The organism is Amycolatopsis sp. NPDC004378, assembly GCF_053602455.1.
This window is the reverse complement of sequence record NZ_JBSGDR010000003.1, coordinates 166796-189769: the sequence shown is the minus strand read 5'-3', so window position 1 is coordinate 189769 and position 22974 is coordinate 166796. Positions and strand designations below refer to the sequence as shown.

Here is a 22974-nt window from a genome sequence, read left to right as displayed (position 1 = left end):
CTACCTCGCGTCTCGGGTCACCAGGGCGGCAAGTCCGGCCGCCGTGGGGGTACGGAAGAACTCGGCGATCGGGACCTCGGTCCCGAGCCGCTCGGTGATCCGGTCGCGCAGGACCACGAGCAGCATCGAATGCCCGCCGAGGGCGAACAGGTCGTCGTCGGCACCGACCGTGCCGACGTCCAGGACCTCCGCGAAGACTTCGCAGAGGGTCTTCTCCAGCGGGGTTTCCGGCGCCCGGCCGCGGGTCTCGAACCCGGGCACCGGCAGGGCGGCCTTGTCGAGCTTCCCGTTGGGGGTCACGGGGAACGCGTCCAGCGGGACGATCGCCGCGGGCACCATGTACCCGGGCAGCGACCGGGCCGCGAACTCCCGCAGCCGCACCGGATCCGCGGTCGCCGGGGTGGTGTAGGCGACCAGCCGGTCTTGCCGGACGACGACGAGCGCCTGGTCCACGTCGTCGTGGCGCGCCAAGGTCGTCTCGATCTCGCCCGGCTCGATCCGGAAGCCGCGGAGCTTGACCTGGTCGTCGGTGCGGCCGAGGTACTCGAGCTGCCCGTCGGGCCGCCACCGCACCAGGTCGCCGGTGCGGTACATCCGCTCCCCCGGCGGCCCGAACGGGTCGGCGACGAACCGGTCCGCGGTGAGCGCGGGACGCTCGTGGTAGCCGCGGGCCAGCCCGGCGCCGGCCAGGTACAGCTCGCCGGGCACGCCCGCCGGGACCGGCGTCAGGCCGCCGTCGAGGACGTATGCGCGGGCGTTGTGCACGGGCCGCCCCACCACCGGCCGGTCCGCGTCGGCGAACCGGCCGACCAGCGCGTCCACTGTGGCCTCGGTCGGGCCGTAGAGGTTGTACGCCGCGGTACCCGGCATCGACCGCAGCGTCTCCCACAGCGTCTGGGACACGGCCTCGCCGCCGACGCCGACGACGCCCAGCGCACACGAACCGTCCTCGATCACGCCCGCCTCCGCCAGTTGCGCGAAGTGTGACGGCGTCAGTTCGAGGAAGTCGAGCCCGCGTTCGCGCACCACCGCGGCCAGCCGCGCGGGATCGCGGCGCGTGTCATCGTCGACGACGTGCACCTCGTGCCCGTCCAGCAGCCACAACTGCGGCTGCCACGAGGCGTCGAAGAAGAACGCCCAGGCGTGGCCGACCCGCAACCGCCGCCCGCCCGCCGCGGCGACGGCCGGGCGGTAGAGCGTCTCGCGGTGGCTGTGGAACAGGTTCACCAGCCCCGAATGCGGGATGACGACTCCCTTGGGCTGGCCCGTCGAGCCGGACGTATAAAGCACATAAGCCGGGTTCGCGGGCGACGGCGGTGTCAGGGACGTGTCACTGTCCACAATGTCCTCGACGAACAGGGCTCCGGGCACCGGCGAGGCCAGCGCGCGGCTGGTGAGCACCAGCGCGGCACCGGCGTCGGCGAGGATCGCCGAGATCCGGTCGGCCGGCTGGTCCGGGTCCACCGGCAGGTACGCGGCGCCGGTCTTGAACACGCCGAAGATCGCCTCGACGACCGCCGCCGAGCGTGGCAGCACCAAGGCCACGACCTTCTCCGGACCCGCGCCGCGGGCCGCCAGCCACCGGGCCAGGCGGTCGGTCCGGGTCGCGAACTCCGCGAAGGTGACGTTGCCGCCGGCGTCGCTCAGCGCGGTCGCGTCCGGCGTCGCCGCCACCTGCGCGGCCAGCCGGTCGACGACCGTCGGCGCGGCCGTGGTCAGCGGCTCGCCCGCGCCCCACTCGGCGACGATCCGGTGGCGCTCGGCCGGGTCCAGGACGTCGATCCGGCTCAGCGGCCGGTCCGGGTCGGCGACGACCGCGGTCATCAGCCGCACCAGGCGCTCGGTGAGGGTCCGGGCGGTCGGCTCGTCGAAGAGGTCGAGGCTGAACTCGAGGTCACCGTCGATGCCGCCGGGGGCTTCGACGAGGTCGAACGACAGGTCGAACTTCGCCTGCCGCAGCCCGGTGTCCCGGTAGGACGCGTCGAGCCCGAGCAGCCGCTCCTGTTCGGCACCCGAGTGGTAGACCGCGAGCATCACCTGGAACAGCGGGTGCCGGGCCAGGGACCGGGCCGGGTTGAGCAGCTCGACGAGGTGCTCGAACGGCAGGTCCTGGTGGGCGTACGCGGCGAGGTCGGCCTCGCGGACCCGGTCCAGCAGCTCGCGGAACGTCGGGTCGCCGCCGGTGTCCGTGCGCAGGACGAGCGTGTTGACGAAGAACCCGGCCAGGTCCTCCATCGCGTGGTCGGTGCGGCCCGCGACCGGTGTGCCGAGCGGGATGTCGGTGCCCGCGCCGAGCCGCGTGAGCAGCGCCGCGAGAGCCGCCTGCAGCACCATGAACGTGCTGGTGCCGCTGCCGTGGCCCAGCTCGCGGAGTCCGTTGTGGACGTCGGCGGGCACGGTGAACGACACGGCCGCGCCGCGGTTGGTCGAGCGGGCCGGACGGGGCCGGTCCGCGGGCAGCGCCAGCTCGTCGGGGATCCCGGCGAGCGTGGCGCGCCAGAACGCCGCTTGGCGGCCGAGGACGCTGTCCGGGTCGTCGGCCCGGCCGAGCATCTCCCGCTGCCACAGCGTGTAGTCCGCGTACTGCACCGGCAACGGCGTCCACTGTGGACGTTCACCGCGCAGGCGGGCCGCGTAGGCCGTGTCGAGGTCCCGCTTCAGCGGCGGCAGCGACCAGCCGTCGCCCGCGATGTGGTGCACCAGCAGCACGAACACGTGCCGCCCGGGCCCCGCGGAAACGAGCGTGGCGCGGACCGGGATCTCGGCGTCGAGGGTGAAGCAGTACGACGCCGCGGCGGTGACGCGCTCGTCGGGATCCGCCGCCGTTTCCGTGACCAGCACGGGCCGGGCTCGGTCGTCGCCCGCGTCCAGGACGATCTGGCGCGGCGTGCCGTGCTCTTCGACGATCATCGTCCGGAGGATCTCGTGCCGAGTCACGACATCGCCCAGCGCCGCGCGCAGGGCGTCGACGTCCACGCGGCCGGTCAGCTCCCACGCCCACGGGATGTTGTAGGTCGCGTTCAGGCCGTCCAGGCGGTCGAGGAACCAGAGCCGCTGCTGGGCGAACGACAGCGGCAGGACCGCGGGCCGGTCCGCCGGGACCAGCGCGGGACGGCTCTGCCGCCCGGGGTCCAGCAGTTCGGCGAGGCGGGCCGGGGTCGGCGCGTCGAAGACCGCCCGGATCGGGACCTCGACGCCGAGCAGGGCGCGGATCCGGCTGACCAGCCGCGTGGCGAGCAGCGAGTGGCCACCGAGGGTGAAGAACCCGTCGTCCGGCCCGGCCTGCGGCACGCCGAGGACGTCGGCGAAGAGGTCGCACAGCGCCTGCTCGGCCGGGGTCCGCGCGACCCGGTCCGAGGTCCGGACCGCGGGGTCGGGCAGGGCGGCGCGGTCGAGCTTCCCGTTGGCGTTCACCGGGAGTTCGGGCAGCACCACGACGGCCGAGGGCACCAGGTACTCCGGCAAGCACTCGGCAACCCGTGCGCGCAACGCCGTGGGATCGCCGGCCGGTGCGACGTAGGCGATCAGCCGGTTCTCCCGCGCGATCACGGCCGCGCGCGCCACCGACGCGTCCGCCGTCAGCACGGCTTCGACCTCGCCCGGTTCGACGCGGAAGCCGCGGATCTTGATCTGCTGGTCGGCGCGGCCCAGGAACTCGAGGGCACCGTCGGGCCGGCGGCGGACCAGGTCGCCGGTGCGGTACATCCGCTCCCCCGTCTCGAACGGCGACGCGACGAACCGTTCCGCGCTGAGCGCCGGACGCCCGAGGTAGCCGCGCGCGAGCCCGGCACCGGCCAGGTACAGCTCACCGCGCACCCCCGGCGGCACCGGCCGCAGCCCGGCGTCGAGGACGTGCGCGCGGGTGTTCGCGATCGGCCGCCCGAGGGCCACCGGCCCGCAGACCTGCGCGAGGCTGTCGCCCGCGGCCTCCGAGCAGCCGTAGAGGTTGACCAGCCTCGCGGCCGGCCACTTCAGCGCGACCTTCTCGGCGAGGGCGTCGGAGAGCGGTTCGCCACTGGTGACCCACGTCGTCACGGAGTCGAACGCGCCCGCCGGGGCGTCCTCGGCGAAGGTGTCGAGCAGACTCGGGACGACGGTCAGCACCTGCGCGCCGGACGTGCGGACCAGCTCGGCCAAGGCGAGCGGGTCGGTGGCCGTCGCGTCGTCGGCCAGGACGACCGCGTCGCCCGCGACCAGCCCGCCGAGCAGCTCGGTCGAGCCGTCGATGAACGTCAGCGCGCTCTTGGCGATCCGCACGCCCTGGGCGGCTTCGCGGCCCCAGTGCAGCCGGTTGGCCAGGGCCCGCTGCGTGCCCGCGACCGCCTTCGGGCGGCCGGTCGAGCCGGACGTGAAGATCACGTACGCCGGGTTGTCCGGGCTGATCACCGGCCACGCGGCCGCGGCGCCGGTGTCGCCGGGCCGGACCAGCCGGTCGCCGAAGCCGTCCTCGGCGACGACGAGGTGGGGTGCGGCGTCCGCGAGCATCAGCTCGACGCGCTCGGCCGGGTGGTTCAGGTCCAGCGGCAGGGAGGCCGCGCCGGTCTTGAGCACGGCCAGCAGCGCGACGACCAGGTCCACCGACCGTGGCAGCGCGACCGCCACGACCCGCTCCGGTCCGGCACCCCGCGCGAGCAACGCCCGGGCGAGGGTGGTGGCCCGCCGGTCCAGCTCCGCGAAGGTCAGGGTCTGACCGCCGAACACCAGCGCGGGAGCGTCCGGGGTCCGCGCGACCTGGGCCGCGAACAGCTCGGCGGGCGTCTCCGCCGGGAGCAGTGTCGCGGCGCCGGGGGCGAGCTGTTCGTGCTCGGCGGCGGTGAGCAGGTCGACCGCGCCGATCCGGGTGTCCGGGTCGGTCACGACGGCCTTCAGCAGCATGCGCAGCCGCTCGAGGATCGCCTCGACGCCGGCGCGGTCGAAGACGTCGCTGTTGTACTCGGCGGTGCCGCGGATCCCGGTCCGGTGACCGGGCTTCTCGCCGACGAAGAACGTCAGGTCGGCCCGCGCGGTGCCGGTGCGGACCGGCTCCTCGGCCACCGTCAACCCGGGCAGCACCAGGTCCGCGACGGCGTTGTTCTGCCAGGCGAGCATCGTCTGGAACAGCGGGTGGTACGCCAGCGAGCGCACCGGGTTCAGCGCCTCGACCAGCCGCTCGAACGGGACGTCCTGGTGCGCGTAGGCGTCCAGGCTGCGCTCCCGGACGCGGGCCACGAGCTCGCGGAACGACGGGTCGCCGCCGGTGTCCACCCGCAACACCAGCGTGTTGACGAAGAAGCCGACGAGGTCGTCCAACGCGGGGTCGGTGCGGCCGGCGACGGACGTGCCGAGCGGGATGTCGGTGCCCGCGCCGAGCCGGGTGAGCACCGCCGTGAGCCCGGCGTGCACGACCATGAACACGCTGGCGCCGCAGGCGCGGGCCAGCTCGACGAGTCCACTGTGGAGTTCGGCGTCCCAGCCGAAGGCGAACTGCGCACCCCGGTAGGACGTTTCCGCCGGGTGCGGGCGGTCCGTCGGCAGCTCGATCCGCTCCGGCAGGTCCGCCAGCGCCTCCCGCCAGTACGCCAGCTGCGGTTCGATGACCGGTTCGCCGAGGACGTCCCGCTGCCAGAGCGTGTAGTCCGCGTACTGCACCGGCAATGGAGTCCACTGAGGAGCGTCACCGGCCCGGCGGGCGGTGTAGGCCGTCGCGAGGTCGCGCCACAGGGGCGCGGTCGACCAGCCGTCGGACGCGATGTGGTGGAACACGAGCACCAGGACGTGCTCGCGATCGCCCAGGCGAAGCAGCTCGGCGCGCAGCGGGATGTCGGACTCCAGCTCGAACACCGTGCGAGCCGCCTCGGACACCGCGCCGGCGAGCGTGGCCTCCGTGACCGTCCGGGTCGGCAGCGGGATCGTGACGTCGTCGAGGATCAGCTGCCGGGCCTCGCCGTCGATCTCCGGGAACACCGTGCGGAGTGCTTCGTGGCGTTCGACCACATCGGACAACGCCGTGCGCAGCGCGTCGGTGTCGAGTTCGCCGGTCAGCCGGACCGCGGTCGGCATGGCGTAGGTCGCCGACGGGCCTTCCAGCCGGTGCAGGAACCACAGGCGTTGCTGGGCGAACGACAGCGGCAGCACCTCCGGACGCGGCTCGACGCGCACCAGCGCCGGTCGCGCGACCGAGGCGTCCTGAGTGGACAGCAGGGCGGCCAGCCCGGCGACGGTCGGCGTCTCGAACACCGACCGCACCTGCAGTTCGACGCCGAACACCGCGCGCAGCCGCGCGACGAGCCGGGTCGCCATCAGCGAATGCCCGCCGAGGGCGAAGAAGTCGTCGTCGACGCCGATCGACGCGGCGTCGAGGACCTCGGCGAACAACCCGCAGAGGACTTCCTCGACCGGGGTACGCGGCGCGCGGCCCGCAGTCGCGGTCTGCTGGCCGGGGCTGGGGAGCGCACGCCGGTCGAGCTTGCCCGACGCGAGCAGCGGCAGCCGGTCGAGGACGACGAACGCCGACGGCACCATGTACTGCGGCAGCCGGTCGCGGACGTGGGCCCGCAGGGCCGAGACCAGGGCACTGGTGTCCCGTTGCCCGGCCGGGTGGTTCCCCAGACCGGCCAGAGCGGCCCGGGCCGGGCGCGCGCGGTGGATGCGCGTCGGCTCACCGGTGGTGAACACGACCTCGAGCACACCCGGCTGCGCAGGTGCCGCGTAGACGCGGTACCCGAGGTCGGGCAGGTTCTCGATGTCCACTCCGGACGGATCGGCGGCCAACGCGGACAGGGCCGCATCGGCGTCACCTTCGGCGAGCGCGGCGACCGCGGCCAGTTCGCCGGACAGCCGCGCGTCCGGGACGCCGGTGACCCGCAGCCGCGCCGGGCGTTCGGCCAGCACCCGCGCCAGCTCGTCGAGCGACGTGAACGGGACAACGGTCTCCTCGACCGGCGCCGGTTTGGGCGCTTTCCGGAGGACGACGTCGTAGCGGTGCCGGGTCAGCTCGTTGTGCGCGCGCCCGCGCTTCACCCACAGGTCGACGTCCTCGAAGCCGTCCAGACCGCGAGCCAGGGCCGCGAAGAAGTCCGGGTCGAGCACCAGTTCGCCCTCGCGCGCGACGGCCTGGTCGACCGCCGCCGCGGTCCGGCGGCCGTGCCGCAGCTCGGTCGCCGTCCGGAACGCCCGCAGCGAGCGCAGGTTCCGGATGTCGCCGAGGAAGAGCACGCCGCCCGGCCGGACGTGCGCCGCGGCCGTGCGGACGACCTCGGCGAGGTAGCCGACGCTCGGGAAGTACTGCGCCACGGAGTTGATGACCACGGTGTCGAACGGCTCGTCCGGCAACTCGCCCAGGTCGTGCGCCGGGCGCGCGGCCAGGTGGACCTTGTCCGCGAACGACGTCGCCGCGAGCTCTCGCCGCAGGTTCGCGATGGCGCGCTCGGACAGGTCGACGCCCCAGTACGCCTCGGCGTCGGGCGCGATCCGGGACAGGATCAGCCCGCTGCCGACGCCGATCTCGAGGACCCGCTTCGGGTGCAGCGCGCGGATCCGGTCGATGGTGGCCGTGTGCCACTCGCGCATCTCGTCGAGGGGGATTTCGGAGCCGTCGTAGCTGGAGTTCCAGCCCGTGAAGTTCTCCTCCAGCCCGCCCGACGCCGCCTCGGTGAAGACGTTCTCGTGCAGCTCGCGCCATTCGCCGACGTGGTCCAGTTCCGCTTCTTCGTCCCGGCTCGCGGCCGGGACGGCGTAGGCGACGAGCCGCCCGTCGTGCGCGAGGACGACGGACCGCCCGACGGCCGGGTGCTCGGCGAGCACGGCCTCGATCTCGCCCGGCTCGATGCGGTAGCCGCGGATCTTGACCTGGTCGTCGGCTCGCCCGAGGAACACGAGACGGCCGTCCGGCAGCCATTTCACCAGGTCACCGGTGCGGTAGAGCCTCCCACCGGAGCCGAAGGGGTCCGCGACGAACCGTTCCGACGTCAAGCCGGGGCGCCCGAGGTAGCCGCGGGCCAGGCCCGAACCGGCGAGGTACAACTCCCCCACTACGCCCGGCGGCACCGGCCGCAGCCCGGCGTCGAGCACGTACGCGCGCGTGCCGGGGTCGGGGATGCCGATCGGGACGACCGTGGCGTCCGCCAGCTCGGCCGGGTCGCTCTCGCCCAGGGTCGAGTTGGTCGTCGCCTCGGTCGGGCCGTAGGCGTTGAACATCCGGCGGCCCGGCGCCCACCGCCGGATCAGCTCCGGCGACACGCGCTCGGTGCCGGCGAGCAGGACGCTGTCGCGCGGGAGGTCGCAGTCCTCCGGCATGGCGTCGAGCAGCGCGGGCGGCAGGATCATGAAGTCCACGCCGTGCGCGAAGGCGTACTCGCTCAGCGCCGGACCCGCGACCCGGCGCTCGGCCGGGACCACGACCAGGCGGCCCCCCGAGAGCAGGCCGAGGCAGAGGTCCCAGAAGGCGACGTCGAAGCTCGGCGACGCGAACTGCAGCACCCGGCTGTGCGGGCCGATCCCGAACCGCTCGACCTGGGTGGCGACCAGCTTCGCGACGCCCGAATGCTGCAGGACGACGCCCTTCGGCCGCCCGGACGAACCGGACGTGTAGAGCACGTACGCCGCGTTCTCCGGCTTGACCTCGACGGCCGGGTCCTCAGTGGACAGTGTGCCGAGGGCCGGGTCGTCGAGCAGGACGCGCGGCACGTCCGCGGGCAGCTTCGCGTCGATCTCCCGGGTCGTGACGACGCAGACCGGGCGCGCGTCCTCGACCATGTAGGCGATCCGGTCGCCGGGGTAGTCGACGTCGACCGGCAGGTAGGCCGCGCCCGCCTTGAGCACGGCCAGCTCCGCGACGATCATCTCGACCGACCGCGGCACGGCGAGCGCGACGACCCGCTCCGGCCCGGCGCCGCGCTCGAGCAGCCGGTGCGCGAGCCGGTTGGCGCGGGCGTCGACCTCCGCGTAGGTCAGCTCGACGTCCTCGAAGACCAGCGCCACCGCGTCCGGGGCTTCCGCGACGCGGCGGGCGAACAGGCCGGGGAACGTCTCGGTGCCCGCCGGTTCGAGCGACCCGGCCCAGCGGGTCAGGACCTGGTCACGCTCGTCGCCGGCCAGCAGGTCGAGGGCGCCGACCGGGCGGTCCGGCTCGGCCAGGGCCGCGCGCAACAGGACTTCGAGGCGGCGCAGGATCGCGTCCGCGCCCGGGTGGTCGAAGACGTCGGCGTTGAACTCCAGCACGCCGGCGATCCCGGTTTCGCGCTCGGTCAGCGAGATCGCCAGGTCGAACTTCGACGTTCCGGTGGTCACCGGGATCTCCGTCACGACCAGGCCCGGCAGGGTGACTTCGGCGCGGGCGTTGTTCTGCCCGGCGAGCATGACCTGGAACAGCGGGTGGTACGACAGGGACCGCGCCGGGTTGAGCACCTCGACGAGCCGCTCGAACGGCACGTCCTGGTGGGCGTACGCGTCGAGGTTGCGCTCACGGACCCGCGACACGAGGTCGCGGAACGACGGCTCGCCCCCGGTGTCGACGCGCAGGACGAGCGTGTTGACGAAGAACCCGACGAGGTCGTCGAGCGCCGGGTCGGTGCGGCCGGCGATGGGCGAGCCGATCGGGACGTCCGTGCCCGCGCCGAGCCGGGTGAGCAGAGCGGCGAGGGCCGCGTGCACCACCATGAACACGCTGGCGCCGGATTCCCGGGCCAGCTCGGTCAGGCGGGCGTGGAGCTCGGCGTCCCAGGTGAAGGTGTGCAGCTCGCCGCGGAAGGTGGCGGTCGCCGGGTGCGGGCGGTCCAGGGGCAGCTCGATGCGGTCCTGCAGGCCGTCCAGGGTGTCGCGCCAGTAGCCGAGCTGGGTGCTGAGCACGCTGTCCGGATCGTCTTCGCTGCCGAGCAGATCCCGCTGCCACAGCGTGTAGTCCGCGTACTGCACCGGCAATGGTGTCCACTGTGGATCCCTCCCGGCGCTCCGCGCGGCGTAGGCCGTGGCGATGTCCCGCCACAGCGGAGCCATCGACCAGCCGTCGGAGGCGATGTGGTGGAACACCAGCGCGAAGACGTGCTCACGCTCGCCGGTCCGGAGCAGCTCGGCGCGCATCGGGGCGTGCCGTTCCAGGTCGAACGAGCCGCGGACGAGAGCGGTCAGCGCCGCGTCGAGGTCGGCGACCTCGCGCACCGGCAGCTCGACGTCTCCGGCCGGGAGGATGTCCTGGTACGGCACGCCGTCCCGCTGCGGGAACCGCGTGCGCAGCGCCTCGTGCCGCGCGACCACATCGGACAGTGCTGCCCTGAGCGCTTCGACGTCGAGCCCGCCTTCGAGCCGCATGACGAGCGGCACGTTGTAGGTCGCCGACGGGCCTTCGAGGTGGTGCAGGAACCACAGCCGCTGCTGCGCACCGGACAGCGGCACCGGTGAGGGCCGCACCGCCGGGACGAGCGGCGGGCGGGCGGACGTGCCGCTCGTGGCGAGCAGGCCGGCCAGCCCGGCGGCGGTCGGCGTCTCGAACACCGACCGGACCTCCAGCTCGGCGTTCAGCGTCGCGCGGATGCGGGCGATGAGCCGGGTGGCCAGCAGCGAATGCCCGCCCAGGGCGAAGAAGCTGTCGTCGGGGCCGACGCGCGGCAGGCCGAGGACGTCGGCGAACAGCTCGCACAGCTGCCGTTCGACCGGCGTGCGCGGCTCGCGGCCGGACGTCGGCGCGACCGGGTCCGGCGACGGCAGGGCGCGGCGGTCGAGCTTGCCGTTGGCCGTCACCGGGAGCGCGTCGAGCACGACGATCGCCGAGGGCACCATGTGCTCGGGCAGCCGGTCGGCGGCGAGGGTCCGCAGGTCCGCGGTCAGCGTGCTGATCCGCCGGAAGCGGCCGGGGTTGCCGGTGTAGGACAGCAGCGGCTCGCTGCCCGGCCGGAACGCGCCCGCGGTGTCGCCGGTCGTGAAGACGACGTCCACGGACCCGTCGCCCTCGGCGGACCAGGTCACGACCGTGCGGTAGCCCTGCGCCTCACCGAAGGCGTACCAGTCTTCGGGGTTCACCCCGTCCGGTGCGGTGCGGGCGTTCGGCACGCGTTCGATCCGGCACGGACCGGTGACTTCGTCCACAGCGGACACCTCGGTGCCCCACCGGAGCGTGGGGACCTCGGGGGCCGCGGCCGGGCCCGGACGCAGGGTGACGTCGTAGCGGTACTGCGTCAGCTCGTTGACCGCCCGGCCGCGCTTGACGCGGATGTCCGCCGCGACCTCGTCGAGCCCGGCGAAGAACTCGGGGGCGACGAGCAGTTCCTTCTCCCGCAGCAGACCCTGCTCGACGTCGCCGCCGCGGGCCTCCGCCACCGCGGCGTGGAACGCCCGGACCTGACGCAGGTCCCGCACGTCGCCGACGAACACCGAGCCACCCGGCGCGAGCAGGTCCACGGCCTTGCGCAGCACGTTGAGGAGGTACGTCCCGCTGGGGAAGTACTGGACGACGGAGTTGAGCACGATGGTGTCGAAGTACCCCGCGGGCAGGCCGGACACGTCGGCGGCGTCGCCGGTGCGCAGTTCGACGCGCCCGGCGAGTCCGGGGTCGGCGGCCACGCGCGAGCCCAGCGACGCGATGACCTCGGCCGAGAAGTCCGTGCCCCAGTAGGACTCGCAGTGCGGCGCCAGTTCCGTGAGGAGCAGGCCGGTCCCGACGCCGATCTCGAGCACGCGCCGCGGCCGCAGCTCCCGGACCCGCGTGACGATCGCGTCCCGCCACTCGCGCATCTCCGCGCGCGGGATCGGTTCACCGGTGTAGCTGGAGTTCCAGCCCGCGAACTCGTCGCCGGCGCCCGCGTACACCGAGTCGTACAGCTCGCGCCACTCGCCGACCTGCTCGGTCTCGTCACCGGCGCTCGCCGGGGTGTCGGCGGGGACGACGTAGCCGACCAGGCGGACGTCGCCCGGCCGGTCTTCGCGCGCGACGACCACGGCGTGCGCGACGTCGTCGTGCGCGGCGAGCGTGGCCGCGATCTCGCCGGGTTCGACGCGGAAGCCGCGGATCTTGATCTGCTCGTCGCCGCGGCCGAGGAACTCGAGGACGCCGTCGGGACGGAAGCGCGCCAGGTCCCCGGTGCGGTACATCCGCTCCCCCGGCTCGAACGGCGACGCGACGAACCGTTCCGCACTCAGCCCGGGTCGGCCGAGGTAGCCACGGGCGAGCTGGACGCCCGCCAGGTACAGCTCACCGGCCGTGCCCGGCGGCACCGGACGCAGTGCGGCGTCGAGCACGTACGTCCGCGTGTTCCACACGGGACGTCCGATCGGGACGGTCGTGTCCTCAGTGGACGTCCGCCAGGACGTCACGTCCACCGAGGCTTCGGTCGGGCCGTAGAGGTTGTGCAGCTCGGCGTCCAGGACCTCGCCGAACTGCACGACCGCGTCGGGCGGCAGGGCTTCGCCGCTGCACAGCACCCGGTGCAGGCTGGTGCACTCCTTCGCGGCCGGCTCCTGCAGGAAGACCTGGAGCATCGACGGGACGAAGTGGACGGTCGTGATCCCGCGCTCGCGGATCAGCCGCGCGAGGTAGGCGGGGTCCTTGTGCCCGTCCGGCCGGGCGAGGACCTCGGTGGCGCCGGTGACCAGCGGCCACAGGAACTCCCAGACGGAGACGTCGAAGCTCGACGGCGTCTTCTGCAGGACCCGGTCGTCGCCGGTCAGGCCGTACTCGGCCTGCATCCACAGCAGCCGGTTGACGATCCCCGCGTGCGGGACGACGACGCCCTTGGGCCGGCCCGTCGAACCGGAGGTGTAGATGACGTACGCCGGGTTCTCCGGCCTGAGCACGACGTCGAGCGGCGCGTCCGGGACCCCGTCGAGCGGCGGCAGGTCGTCGGCGGAGTCCAGGACCAGCACCGGGGCCGCGTCTTCGAGCATGAACGCGAGGCGGTCGGCCGGGTAGCCCGGGTCGAGGGGCAGGTAGGCCGCGCCGGTCTTGAGCACGGCGAGGATGGCCGTGACCAGGTGCGTCGAGCGCGGCAGGGCCAGGGCGACGACGTGCTCGGGTCCCGCGCCGCGCTGGGCCAGCACGCGGGCGAGGCGGTTCGAGACGGCGTCCAGCTCGGCGTAGGTGAGCTCTTCGTCCTCGAAGACCAGCGCCGTGGCCCCGGGCGTCCGCGCGACCTGGGCCGCGAACAGCTCGGGCACGGTCACCGCTGGGACGTCCTCGGTCGCGCCGGACCAGACCGCGGGCAGGCTTTCGCGTTCGGCCGGGGTCAGGACGTCCAGCGAGCCGAGCCGCCGGTCCGGGGCCGCGACGGCCTGGCGCAGCAGGACTTCCAGGCGGTCGAGGATGCCGGTCACGGTCGCGTGGTCGAAGACCTCGGCGTTGAACTCGGCCTGGCCGTGGATGCCGTCGGCGCGCTCGGTGAGGGAGAACCAGAGGTCGAACTTGGCCGTACCGGTGCCGACGGGCCGCTCGGTGACCGTCAGCCCGGGCAGTTCGACACCGGCGCCGGGCGTGTTCTGCCAGGCGAGCATGGTCTGGAACAGCGGGTGGTACGCCAGCGACCGGGCCGGGTTCAGCGCCTCGACCAGCCGCTCGAACGGGACGTCCTGGTGGGCGTAGGCGTCCAGGCTGCGCTCCCGGACGCGGGCCACGAGCTCGCGGAACGACGGGTCGCCGCCGGTGTCCACCCGCAACACGAGCGTGTTGACGAAGAAGCCGACGAGGTCGTCCAGGGCCGGGTCGGTGCGGCCGGCGATCGGGGTGCCGATCGGGATGTCCGTGCCGCCGCCGAGGCGCGACAGCAGCGCGGTCAGGCCCGCGTGGACGACCATGAACGGGCTGGCGCCGCACGCTCGGGCGAGGTCGGCGAGCCCGGCCTGCAGGACGGTGTCCCAGGTGAAGGTGAAGAACTCGCCGCGGTAGGCGGACACCGCCGGGTGCGGCCGGTCCAGCGGGAGCGGGATCCGCTCGGGCAGGCCGGCCAGGGTCGTGCGCCAGTAGCCGAGCTGGGCGGCCTCCTCGGTGGCGAGCAGTTCTCGTTGCCACAGCGAGTAGTCCGCGTACTGGACCGGCAGCGGTGTCCACTCGGGAGCGTCGCCGCGCAGCCGGGCGCGGTAGGCCGTGGCGATGTCCCGCCACAGCGGCGTCAGCGACCAGCCGTCGGCGGCGATGTGGTGGACGACCAGGACCAGCACGTGCCGCCGCGGGTCGACGGTCAGCAGCGCGGCCCGCACCGGCACCCCCGCGCCGAGGTCGAACACGCCACGGACGAGCTCGTCCACTTCGGACCCGGCCATCGGGCGAACAGTCAAGTCGACCGTCGCCTCGGGGAGAACTTCCTGGTACGGCACACCGTCCGCGGTCGGGAACACCGTCCGCAAAGCTTCGTGCCGGGCGACGACGTCGTCCAGCGCCGACCGCAGCGCCTCGACGTCCAGCTCGCCGGACAGCTGCATGACGAGCGGGACGTTGTACGTCGCCGAGCCGCCTTCCAGCCCGTGCAGGAACCAGAGCCGTTGCTGCGCGAAGGACAGCGGCAGCCGGTCCGGCCGCTCGGCCACGCGGGTGAGCGGCGCCCGCTCGGTGCCCGTCACGGAACCGGCCAGGAGTTCCGCCAGCGCGGCCGGGGTCGGCGCGTCGAACACCGCCCGCACCGGCACCTCGGCCCCGACGGCCGCGCGGATGCGCTGGATCAGCCGGGTCGCGAGCAGGGAATGCCCGCCGAGGGCGAAGAAGTCGTCGTCGGGCCCGGCCTGCGGCACGCCGAGGACGTCGGCGAACATCTCGCACAGCAGCTGCTCGACGGGGTTGCGCGGCGCGCGGCCCGGCCCGGCGGTGAACCGCTCCGGGCTCGGCAGCGCCTTGCGGTCCAGCTTGCCCGAGGCGAGCACCGGCAGCCTGTCCAGCACGACGAACGCCGACGGCACCATGTACAGCGGCAGCCGGTCCCGGACGTGCGCCCGCAGCGACGCCACCAGTGCGCCGGTCTCGCGCCGGGCCGCGGGGTTGTTGGCGTACGACGCGGGTGTGCCGGTCGGCCGGACCAGGCGGTAGGCGGCCGGGCAGTCTTCCCCCCTCGAGAAGACGGCCTCGAGCCCGCCGCTGTCCGCCGCCCACGTCACCGCCACCCGGTACCCGGCCCGCCCGCCGAGCCGGTGCAGTGCCTCCGGGTCGACGCCATCACGTCGTTCGAGCGCGGCCAACGCCCCTTCGGCGTCCCCCGCGTCGAGGGCCCGCACTGCCGCCAGCTCACCGGTCAGCCGCGCGTCCGGGATGCCCGTGACGCGCAGCCGCGCCGGCGCCTCGGCGGCCAGGAACCGTTCCACCGAGCCGAGATCCCCGAACGCGACGACCTGCTCCTCGACCGGCACCGGCTTCGGCGCCTTGCGCAGGACGACGTCGTAGCGGTGCCGGGTCAGCTCGTTGTGCGCGTGCCCGCGCTTCACCCACAGGTCGACGTCGTCGAAGCCATCGAGCCCGCGAGCCAGGGCCGGGAAGAAGTCCGGGTCCAGGACCAGCTCGCCTTCACGGGCGATCGCCTGGTCGACCGCGGCGACGTCGGCCCGGCCGTGCCGCAGCTCGACCGCCGTGCGGAACGCGCGCAGCGACCGGAGGTTCCGGATGTCGCCGAGGAAGAGCGTGCCGCCCGGCGCCAGCACCCCGGCGGCCGTCTTCACCACTTCGGTGAGGTAGCCGGCGCTCGGGAAGTACTGCGCCACGGAGTTGATGATCACCGTGTCGAACGGTTCGTCCGGCAGTTCGCCCAGGTCGTGGGCCGGGCGGGCGGCGAGGTGCACCCGGTCGGCGAACGGCGTCGCGGCGACCTCGCGCCGGACGTTCGCCACCGCGCTCTCGGAAAGGTCGACACCCCAGTACGTTTCGGCGTCCGGTGCGATCCGCGACAGGATGAGCCCGCTGCCGACGCCGATCTCGAGGACGCGCCGGGGCCGCAGCGCGCGGATCCGGTCGATGGTGGCCGCGTGCCACTCGCGCATCTCGTCGAGGGGGAGGTCCGAGCCGTCGTAGCTGGAGTTCCAGCCGGCGAAGTTCTCCTCGATGCCGGTCGACCCGGCGAGCATTTCCTCGTGGACGGCGTGCCATTCCTCGACGTGCCCCTGCTCGGCGGCTTCGTCGCGGTCGGGCACCGGCACGGCGTAGGCGACGAGCTGCCCGTCCTGCGCGACGACGACCGACTGGCCGACGCGCGGGTGCTCGGCGAGCACCGACTCGATCTCGCCCGGTTCGATGCGGTAGCCGCGGATCTTGACCTGGTCGTCGGCGCGGCCGAGGAACACCAGCCGGCCGTCCGGCAGCCATTTCACCAGGTCACCGGTCCGGTAGAGGCGCCCGCCGGAACCGAACGGGTCGGCCACGAACCGCTCCGACGTCAACCCCGGGCGCCCGAGATACCCGCGTGCCAAGCCCGATCCCGCGAGGTACAGCTCGCCGGTGACCCCGATCGGGACCGGCGCGAGTGCGGCGTCGAGGACGTACGCGCGGGTGCCGGGGTCCGGGACGCCGATCGGCACGGCCGAGCCCGGCGCGAGCTCCGGGTCGCACAGCCCGAGCGTCGAGTTGGTGGTGGCTTCGGTCGGGCCGTAGGCGTTGAACATCCGCCGGCCCGGGGCCCAGCGCCGCACCAGCTCCGGTGAAACACGCTCGGTGCCGGCCAGCAGGACGCTGTCGCGCGGCAGGTCGCAGTCTTCGGGGAACTCGGCCAGCAGCGCGGGCGGCAGGATCATGAAGTCGACGCCGTTGGCGTGGGCGTATTCGGCCAGCTCGGGGCCGGGCACGCGCCGCTCGGCGGGGGCGATCACCAGGCGGCCGCCGGAAAGCAGGCCGAGGCAGAGGTCCCAGAACGCGACGTCGAAGCTCGGCGACGCGAACTGCAGCACCCGGCTGTGCGGGCCGACGCCGAAGCGCTCCGACTGCGTCGCGACGAGCTTCGCGACCCCCGCGTGCGACACCACGACGCCCTTGGGCCGTCCGGTGGAGCCGGACGTGTAGATGACGTACGCGGCGTTGGCCGGGACGATCGCCGCTTCCGGGTCCGGTGCCGGGTCCCACGAGACGTCGTCGAGCAGCAGGACGTCGCCGTCGAAGCGGTCGGCGAGTTCGCCGGTCGTCACGACGCAGACGGGCCGGGCGTCGGCCACCATGAACGCGATCCGCTCGGCCGGGTAGTCCTGGTCCAGCGGCAGGTACGCGGCCCCGGCTTTCAGGACGGCCAGCTCGGCGACGATCATTTCGAGGGACCGCGGTACGGCGAGCGCGACGACGCGTTCGGGCCCGGCGCCGTGTCCGATGAGGACGTGGGCAAGCCGGTTCGCGCGGGCGTCCAGCTCGGCGTAGGTCAGCTCCTGGTCCTCGAACACGAGGGCCACGGCGTCCGGAGCCTCCCGGACGCGGGCGGCGAACAGCTCCGGCAGGGTCGACAACGGCGTGTCGAGGCCGGTGTCGTTCCACTCCTCGAGAATCCGGCGCAGCTCGGACTCCGGCATCAGGCTCAGCCGCGCGACCGGCCACTGTGGATTCGCCAAGGCTTCGGCCAGCAGGTGCTCCAGGTGCCCGAGCATGCGGTCCACAGTGGACTCGTCGAGGACGTCGGCGCGGTAGTGCGCGCCGTCCGCGGTCAGGTTCAGGTCAAGGGGCAGGTCCGTCTCGGCGCCGAAGCCGACGTTGACGAGCACCGCTCCCCCACGCCCGGGCTGCGGCCGCACTTCGGCGACCAGGTCGGCGAACGGGACTTCGTGCGCCAGCGCTTCTTCGCGCGCCTCACGGACGCGCGTGACGACCTCGGCAAAACCGGGCGAGCCACCGAGATCCACCCGCAGTGGCACCAGCGAACCGATGCCGAGCACGACGTCGGCGGTTCCCGCATAGCGGGACAAGAGCACGGTGAACGCCGCGAGGAGCGTCAGCTCGTCCACCGCGGGCAACGGCCGCGAGAGCCGGGCCAGGACCGGCGAGGCGGCGTACGGCCGGTCGACCGGCAGCGCGAGCTCCTTCGGTGCCGAGGCGAGGCGGCCACGCCAGAAACCGAGCTCCGCCACCTGCTGCACAGCGTCACCGTTGCTCACCGGTAGACCAGCCTCCCGCTGCTCAAGACACCCGAACCGGGTGTGGACTTAGGGCAACCTAACAAACCGAGGGTGAGAATGCACTGCTGTACCATCGGTTAGCCTTACCTAAAATGAGTACCAGTCGGAGGTGCGGTGCGAACAGACCCCGGAGGGCTCGCTCTCACGCGACGCCCGCCACACACGGGCCGCGCGCTCGGTCTGCTGGCCGCCTTCGCCGCGCTGGTTTTCCTCTGCCTGCTGAGCATCTGGCTGGGGTCCAAGGAGATCTCGTTCGGCGCCGTCTGGCAGGTGCTGTGGCACAACGACGGCTCGGCGGACGCCGTGATCATCCACAGCGTGCGCATGCCGAGGACCGTGCTCGCCGTGCTGGTGGGCGCCGGGCTCGGCCTGGCCGGCACGGTGATGCAGGCGCTGACCCGCAACCCGCTGGCCGATCCGGGCCTGCTCGGCGTCAGCGCCGGGGCCGCGTTCGCCATCGTGTTCTCGATCACCGTGCTGGGGATCAGTTCCCTCTACGGCTACGTCTGGTTCGCCTTCGGCGGCGCGCTCGCCGCGACGGCCGTCGTCTACTTCCTCGGCACGCGCGGGCGCGCCGGGTCGAGTCCGGTCAAGCTCGCCCTCGCCGGAGCCGCCGTCACCGCGCTGCTCGCGTCGTTCACCAGCGCGATGGTGCTGTCGGACCCGGTGGCGCTCAACCGCTACCGCTTCTGGTCGGCCGGTTCGCTGTCCGGCGTGGACGGCACCGCCTTGCTGCAGGTCCTGCCGTTCCTCGTCGTCGGCGTGGTGCTGGCGATCGCGAGCGGTCCGGCGCTGAACAGCCTCGCCCTCGGCGACGACGTCGCGATCGCGCTCGGCCGCAAACTCGGCCCGCTGCGGCTGCGCGGCGCGCTGGCGATCACGCTGCTGACCGGCGCGGCCGTCGCCGTCGCCGGACCGATCGTGTTCCTCGGCCTGATCGTCCCGCACGCGGTGCGGTTCGTCATCGGCCCGGACCACCGCTGGCTGCTGCCCTACACGGCCGTCCTCGCGCCGTGCCTGCTGCTCGCCGCCGACATCCTCGGGCGGGTCCTGGCGCGGCCGGGCGAGATCCGCGCGGGCGTGATCGTCGCGTTCCTCGGCGCGCCGTTCTTCATCTGGCTGGTCCGCCGCCGCAAGCTCGTGGAGTCCTGACGTGAGTCTCCTGCAGATCCGGAGCGACCGGGTCACGTTCCGCACGGGCATGGTGTCCGGCCGGGTCCGGCCGCGGCTGCTGCTCGTTTCCGCGGTTCTCGCGGTGCTCGTGTTCGTGCTGTTCTGCGTGGGCATGACGATCGGCGACGTCCCGATGAGCGTGTCCGACGTCCTGTCCGGGCTCTTCGGCGGCAGTGACAACGGAACCGGCTACATCGTCCAGGAACTACGGCTGCCCCGGGCCCTGACCGGGCTGCTGGCCGGGCTCGCGTTCGGCGCGTCCGGCGCGGTGTTCCAGACCATCACGCGCAACCCCCTGGCCAGCCCGGACATGATCGGCATCAACGCGGGCGCGGCCACCTTCGTCGTCGCCGGCATCGCGTTCGGCTTCGGCGGCGGGCTCGGCACCACGACGCTCGGCCTCATCGGCGGGCTGCTGACGGCTTTGCTCGTGTACGCGCTGGCGTGGCGGCGCGGGACCACCGGGTACCGGATCCTGCTGGTGGGCATCGGGATCTTCGCGATGTGCACCAGCCTCACCGACTACCTGCTGAGCAAGGCGCAGATCACCGAGGCGCAGGCGTCGATCGGCTGGCTCGTCGGCAACCTCGCCAACCGCGGCTGGGAGCACGTCGTGCCGCTGTCCGGCGCGCTCGTCGTGCTGTTCCCGCTGGTGCTGGCGCTGTCGCGGTGGATGCAGACCCTGCTGCTCGGCGACGACGTCGCGGCCGGGCTCGGCACCCCGGTGCAGCCGGTCCGGCTCGGCCTGCTGCTCGCCGGCGCCGGGATGGTCGCGTTCGCCACGGCGTCGGCGGGCCCGATCTCGTTCGTGGCGCTGACCTCACCGCAGATCGCGCAACGGCTCGCCAAGCTCTCCTCGCCGCCGATCACGGCGTCCGCGCTCATGGGCGCGGTCGTGGTGCTGGGCAGCGACATCATCGCGCGCTCGCTGACGGCGTCGGCACTCCCGGTCGGCATCGTGACCGGCGTGCTCGGCGCGCCCCTGCTGCTCTGGCTGCTGGCCAGGGCCAACCGATCCGGCTCCGGAGGCTGACCCCATGACCCCTTCCCTTCGGGTGCAGGACCTGCGCGTCGCCTACGACGACCGGGTCGTCATCGACGGCCTCGACCTCGACATCCGGGACGGCCGGATCACCGCGATCGTCGGGCCGAACGCGTGCGGGAAGTCGACGCTGCTGCGCACGCTCGCCCGCCTGCTCACGCCGAAGTCGGGCGGGGTGTACCTCGACGGCCGGTCGATCCACGACCTGCCGACGCGCCAGGTGGCCCAGCGCCTCGGCATCCTGCCGCAGTCGCCGGTGGCGCCCGAAGGGATGACGGTGGCGGACCTCGTCGGCCGCGGCCGCGCCCCGCACCAGAGCTGGTGGCGCCAATGGTCCACATCGGACGAAGGCGCGGTGCGGTCCGCGTTGGAGGCCACGGAGATGACGGACCTGGCCGACCGGCCGGTGGACGAGCTGTCCGGCGGCCAGCGGCAGCGCGCGTGGATCGCGATGGCCGTCGCGCAGGGCACGCCGGTGCTGCTGCTCGACGAGCCCACGACGTACCTCGACCTCGCGCACCAGATCGACGTCCTCGACCTCGTCGTCGACCTCAACCGCGGTGAAGGCCGGACAGTGGTCATGGTGCTGCACGACCTCCCGCAGGCGTGCCGCTACGCCGACCACGTGATCGCGATGAAGTCCGGGCGGATCGTGGCGTCGGGCGAGCCGGTCGAGGTCATCACCGAAGAGCTGGTCGACGAGGTCTTCGACGTCCGCTGCCAGGTGACGCCGGACCCCGTGAGCGGGACGCCGATGGTGATCCCGATCAGCCGGCACCACCCGGCGCCGGTGAACTAGCGCTATCCTGGGGCCCTCACGCCGATTCCGGCACACTCCCCCTCAGGAAGCTGGTTCCCCCGTGTACGCCCTGCCCGAAAAGACCGCCGGCCCCGAGCGCGAGCTGCTCGAGGCGATGCTCGACCGCAACTGCCGCGCGCTCGTCGACAACGCGCATGACCTGTCGGAAACCGAGGCCCGGACGCGGCTCGTCGCGTCGCTGACCACGCCCATCGGCCTGGTCAAGCACGCCGCCGTCGCCGAGCGCCGCTGGTTCCAGTGGCTGGTGGGCGGGCTCGACGAAGCCGAGTGCGACGGCCCGTCGACCCCGGGCGACCCGAGTTTCGTGGTCGCCGAGGACGAGACGGTGGCCGACGTGATCGCCGAGTACGAACGCGCCTGCGCGCGCTCGCGCGAGATCGCGGCGGGCTTCTCGCTCGACGACCGGTGGACGCACCCGGTCGTCGGCGAGGTGACCCTCCGGTTCATCTACCTGTTCCTGATCGAGGAGTTCGCCCGCCACACCGGCCACGGCGACATCCTCCGGGAGCAGCTCACCGCGCGCTGACGGCGTACTCCTCCGCCGGCTCGGCGACGACCCGGCGGTCCACAATGGACTGCAGGATCTCCCCCACCCGCACGGCCGTGTTCGACAGCAGCGAAGACGTGATGCCGTGCGTGTGCTCGGTGCCGCCCTGCAGGTAGATCCCGCCGCGCAGGGGCGGTTCCGTCGTCAGGCGGTAGTCGCGCTCGACGCGGAGGCGGCCGTCGTCGTCGCGCAGGCAGCGCGGCCCCAGCTCGCCGAGCAACGGCGTCGGGTCCGCGGGCCGGTAGCCGGTGGCGTAGACGACGGCGTCGGCGTCCAGGACCGTGCGCCCGCCGGTGGTCAGCGACTCGATCGTCACCGTCCCCGCGTCGGTGACCTCGACCGGGCGCGAGACGTTGAACAGCCGCAGCCGTTCCACGCCGAGGACCTTCTCGCGGTACACGCGGCGGTACAGCTCGTCGATCAGGTCGATGTCGACGGCCGAGTAGTTCGTCGCGCCGTGGTAGCGCATCAGGCGGTCCTTGACCGGCTCGCCCGCCTCGTAGAAGCGGTCGACGGCTTCGGGGTCGAAGATCCGGTTGGCGAACGAGCTGTCGTCGGCCGGGCTGTAGCCGTAGCGCGCGAAGACCGCGCACACCTCGGCGCCCGGGAACTCGTCGTGCAGCAACGCGGCGACTTCCGCGGCGCTCTGACCGGCGCCGACCACGACGAACCGCTTCGGGTCGGTGCCGCGCAGGGCGTCCACGCGGAACAGCAGCTCGCTGTTGTGCCAGGTCCGGTCGCCGGAGGTGACGCCGTCGGGCAGCCGGGGCCGCAGACCGGTGCCCACCACGAGGTTCCGGGCCCGCAGCGACGAGCCGTCGGAGGCCTCGACGTCGAAGTAGGCCACCTCGTCGCCGTCGTGGACCGGGTTCACCGCCACGACTTCGGTGCCGTACGAGACGACGTCGTCGACCTTCGCGGCCGCCCATGCGAAGTAGTCGTGGAACTCGACGCGCAGCGGGAACAGGTTCTTGTGGTTGATGAAGTCGACCAGCCTGCCCGCCGCGTGGAGGTAGTTGAGGAAGCTGAACTCGCTGGTCGGGTTCCGCAGGGTGACCAGGTCCTTGAGGAACGAAACCTGCATGGTCGCGGTGTCGATCAGCATGCCGCGGTGCCAGCCGAAGCGCGGCTGCCGCTCGAGGAAGTGCGCGGTCACCGGCTCCTCGGCGCTTGCGTTGTGCTCGGCGAGGGCGATCGCGAGGGCCAGGTTCGACGGTCCGAAGCCCACGCCGACGACGTCGTAGATCGGGACCTCTGCAGTCATGGTGCTCCCTCGCGTGCTCCGATACGGTTCAGGGAACCCTAACCTAACTTAGGCGAGCCTCGCCTAGTACGTTCGTGGTGATGTTGGTCCCCCGATCACGAAAG

Annotated in this window: 6 protein-coding genes; 4 read left to right on the top strand and 2 right to left on the bottom strand. The window is 73.1% G+C overall.

Annotation, left to right across the window (positions count from 1 at the left end; translation table 11 throughout):
- Nucleotides 1-18003 carry an amino acid adenylation domain-containing protein gene (locus tag ACWEN0_RS12425; protein ID WP_451972340.1) on the bottom strand — a complete coding sequence of 6001 codons (18003 nt, stop codon included), beginning with the start codon at nucleotides 18001-18003 and terminating at the stop codon, nucleotides 1-3.
- A gap of 135 nt (nucleotides 18004-18138) precedes the next feature.
- Here ACWEN0_RS12425 and ACWEN0_RS12420 point away from each other — a divergent pair, with 135 nt between their 5' ends.
- The 4 genes from ACWEN0_RS12420 (at nucleotide 18139) to ACWEN0_RS12405 (ending at nucleotide 21585) form a co-directional block, all read left to right on the top strand.
- Nucleotides 18139-19176 carry a FecCD family ABC transporter permease gene (locus tag ACWEN0_RS12420; RefSeq protein WP_451972338.1) on the top strand — a complete coding sequence of 346 codons (1038 nt, stop codon included), beginning with the start codon at nucleotides 18139-18141 and terminating at the stop codon, nucleotides 19174-19176.
- Nucleotide 19177: 1 nt separating this feature from the next.
- Complete coding sequence (locus tag ACWEN0_RS12415) at nucleotides 19178-20230, top strand: FecCD family ABC transporter permease (RefSeq protein ID WP_451972336.1); 1053 nt, start codon at nucleotides 19178-19180, stop codon at nucleotides 20228-20230.
- 4 nt (nucleotides 20231-20234) lie between these two features.
- A complete protein-coding gene (locus ACWEN0_RS12410; RefSeq protein WP_451972334.1) occupies nucleotides 20235-21038 on the top strand; it encodes an ABC transporter ATP-binding protein in 804 nt (267 codons plus the stop codon).
- A gap of 61 nt (nucleotides 21039-21099) precedes the next feature.
- Entirely contained in the window at nucleotides 21100-21585 is a 486-nt protein-coding gene (locus ACWEN0_RS12405; protein WP_451972332.1) for a DinB family protein, read from the top strand.
- On the opposite strand, the gene ACWEN0_RS12400 is transcribed toward ACWEN0_RS12405, so the two are convergent.
- Nucleotides 21572-22870 carry a lysine N(6)-hydroxylase/L-ornithine N(5)-oxygenase family protein gene (locus ACWEN0_RS12400; RefSeq protein ID WP_451972330.1) on the bottom strand — a complete coding sequence of 433 codons (1299 nt, stop codon included), beginning with the start codon at nucleotides 22868-22870 and terminating at the stop codon, nucleotides 21572-21574. The two genes, ACWEN0_RS12405 and ACWEN0_RS12400, sit on opposite strands and share 14 nt — an antisense overlap.
- Between the last annotated feature and the right edge of the window lie 104 nt (nucleotides 22871-22974).

Bases quoted from the DNA above. Each gene is read 5' to 3' on its own strand.
- ACWEN0_RS12410 (WP_451972334.1), top strand. From the start codon at position 20,235: ATGACCCCTTCCCTTCGGGTGCAGGACCTGCGCGTCGCCTACGACGAC.
- ACWEN0_RS12400 (WP_451972330.1), bottom strand. From the start codon at position 22,870: ATGACTGCAGAGGTCCCGATCTACGACGTCGTCGGCGTGGGCTTCGGA.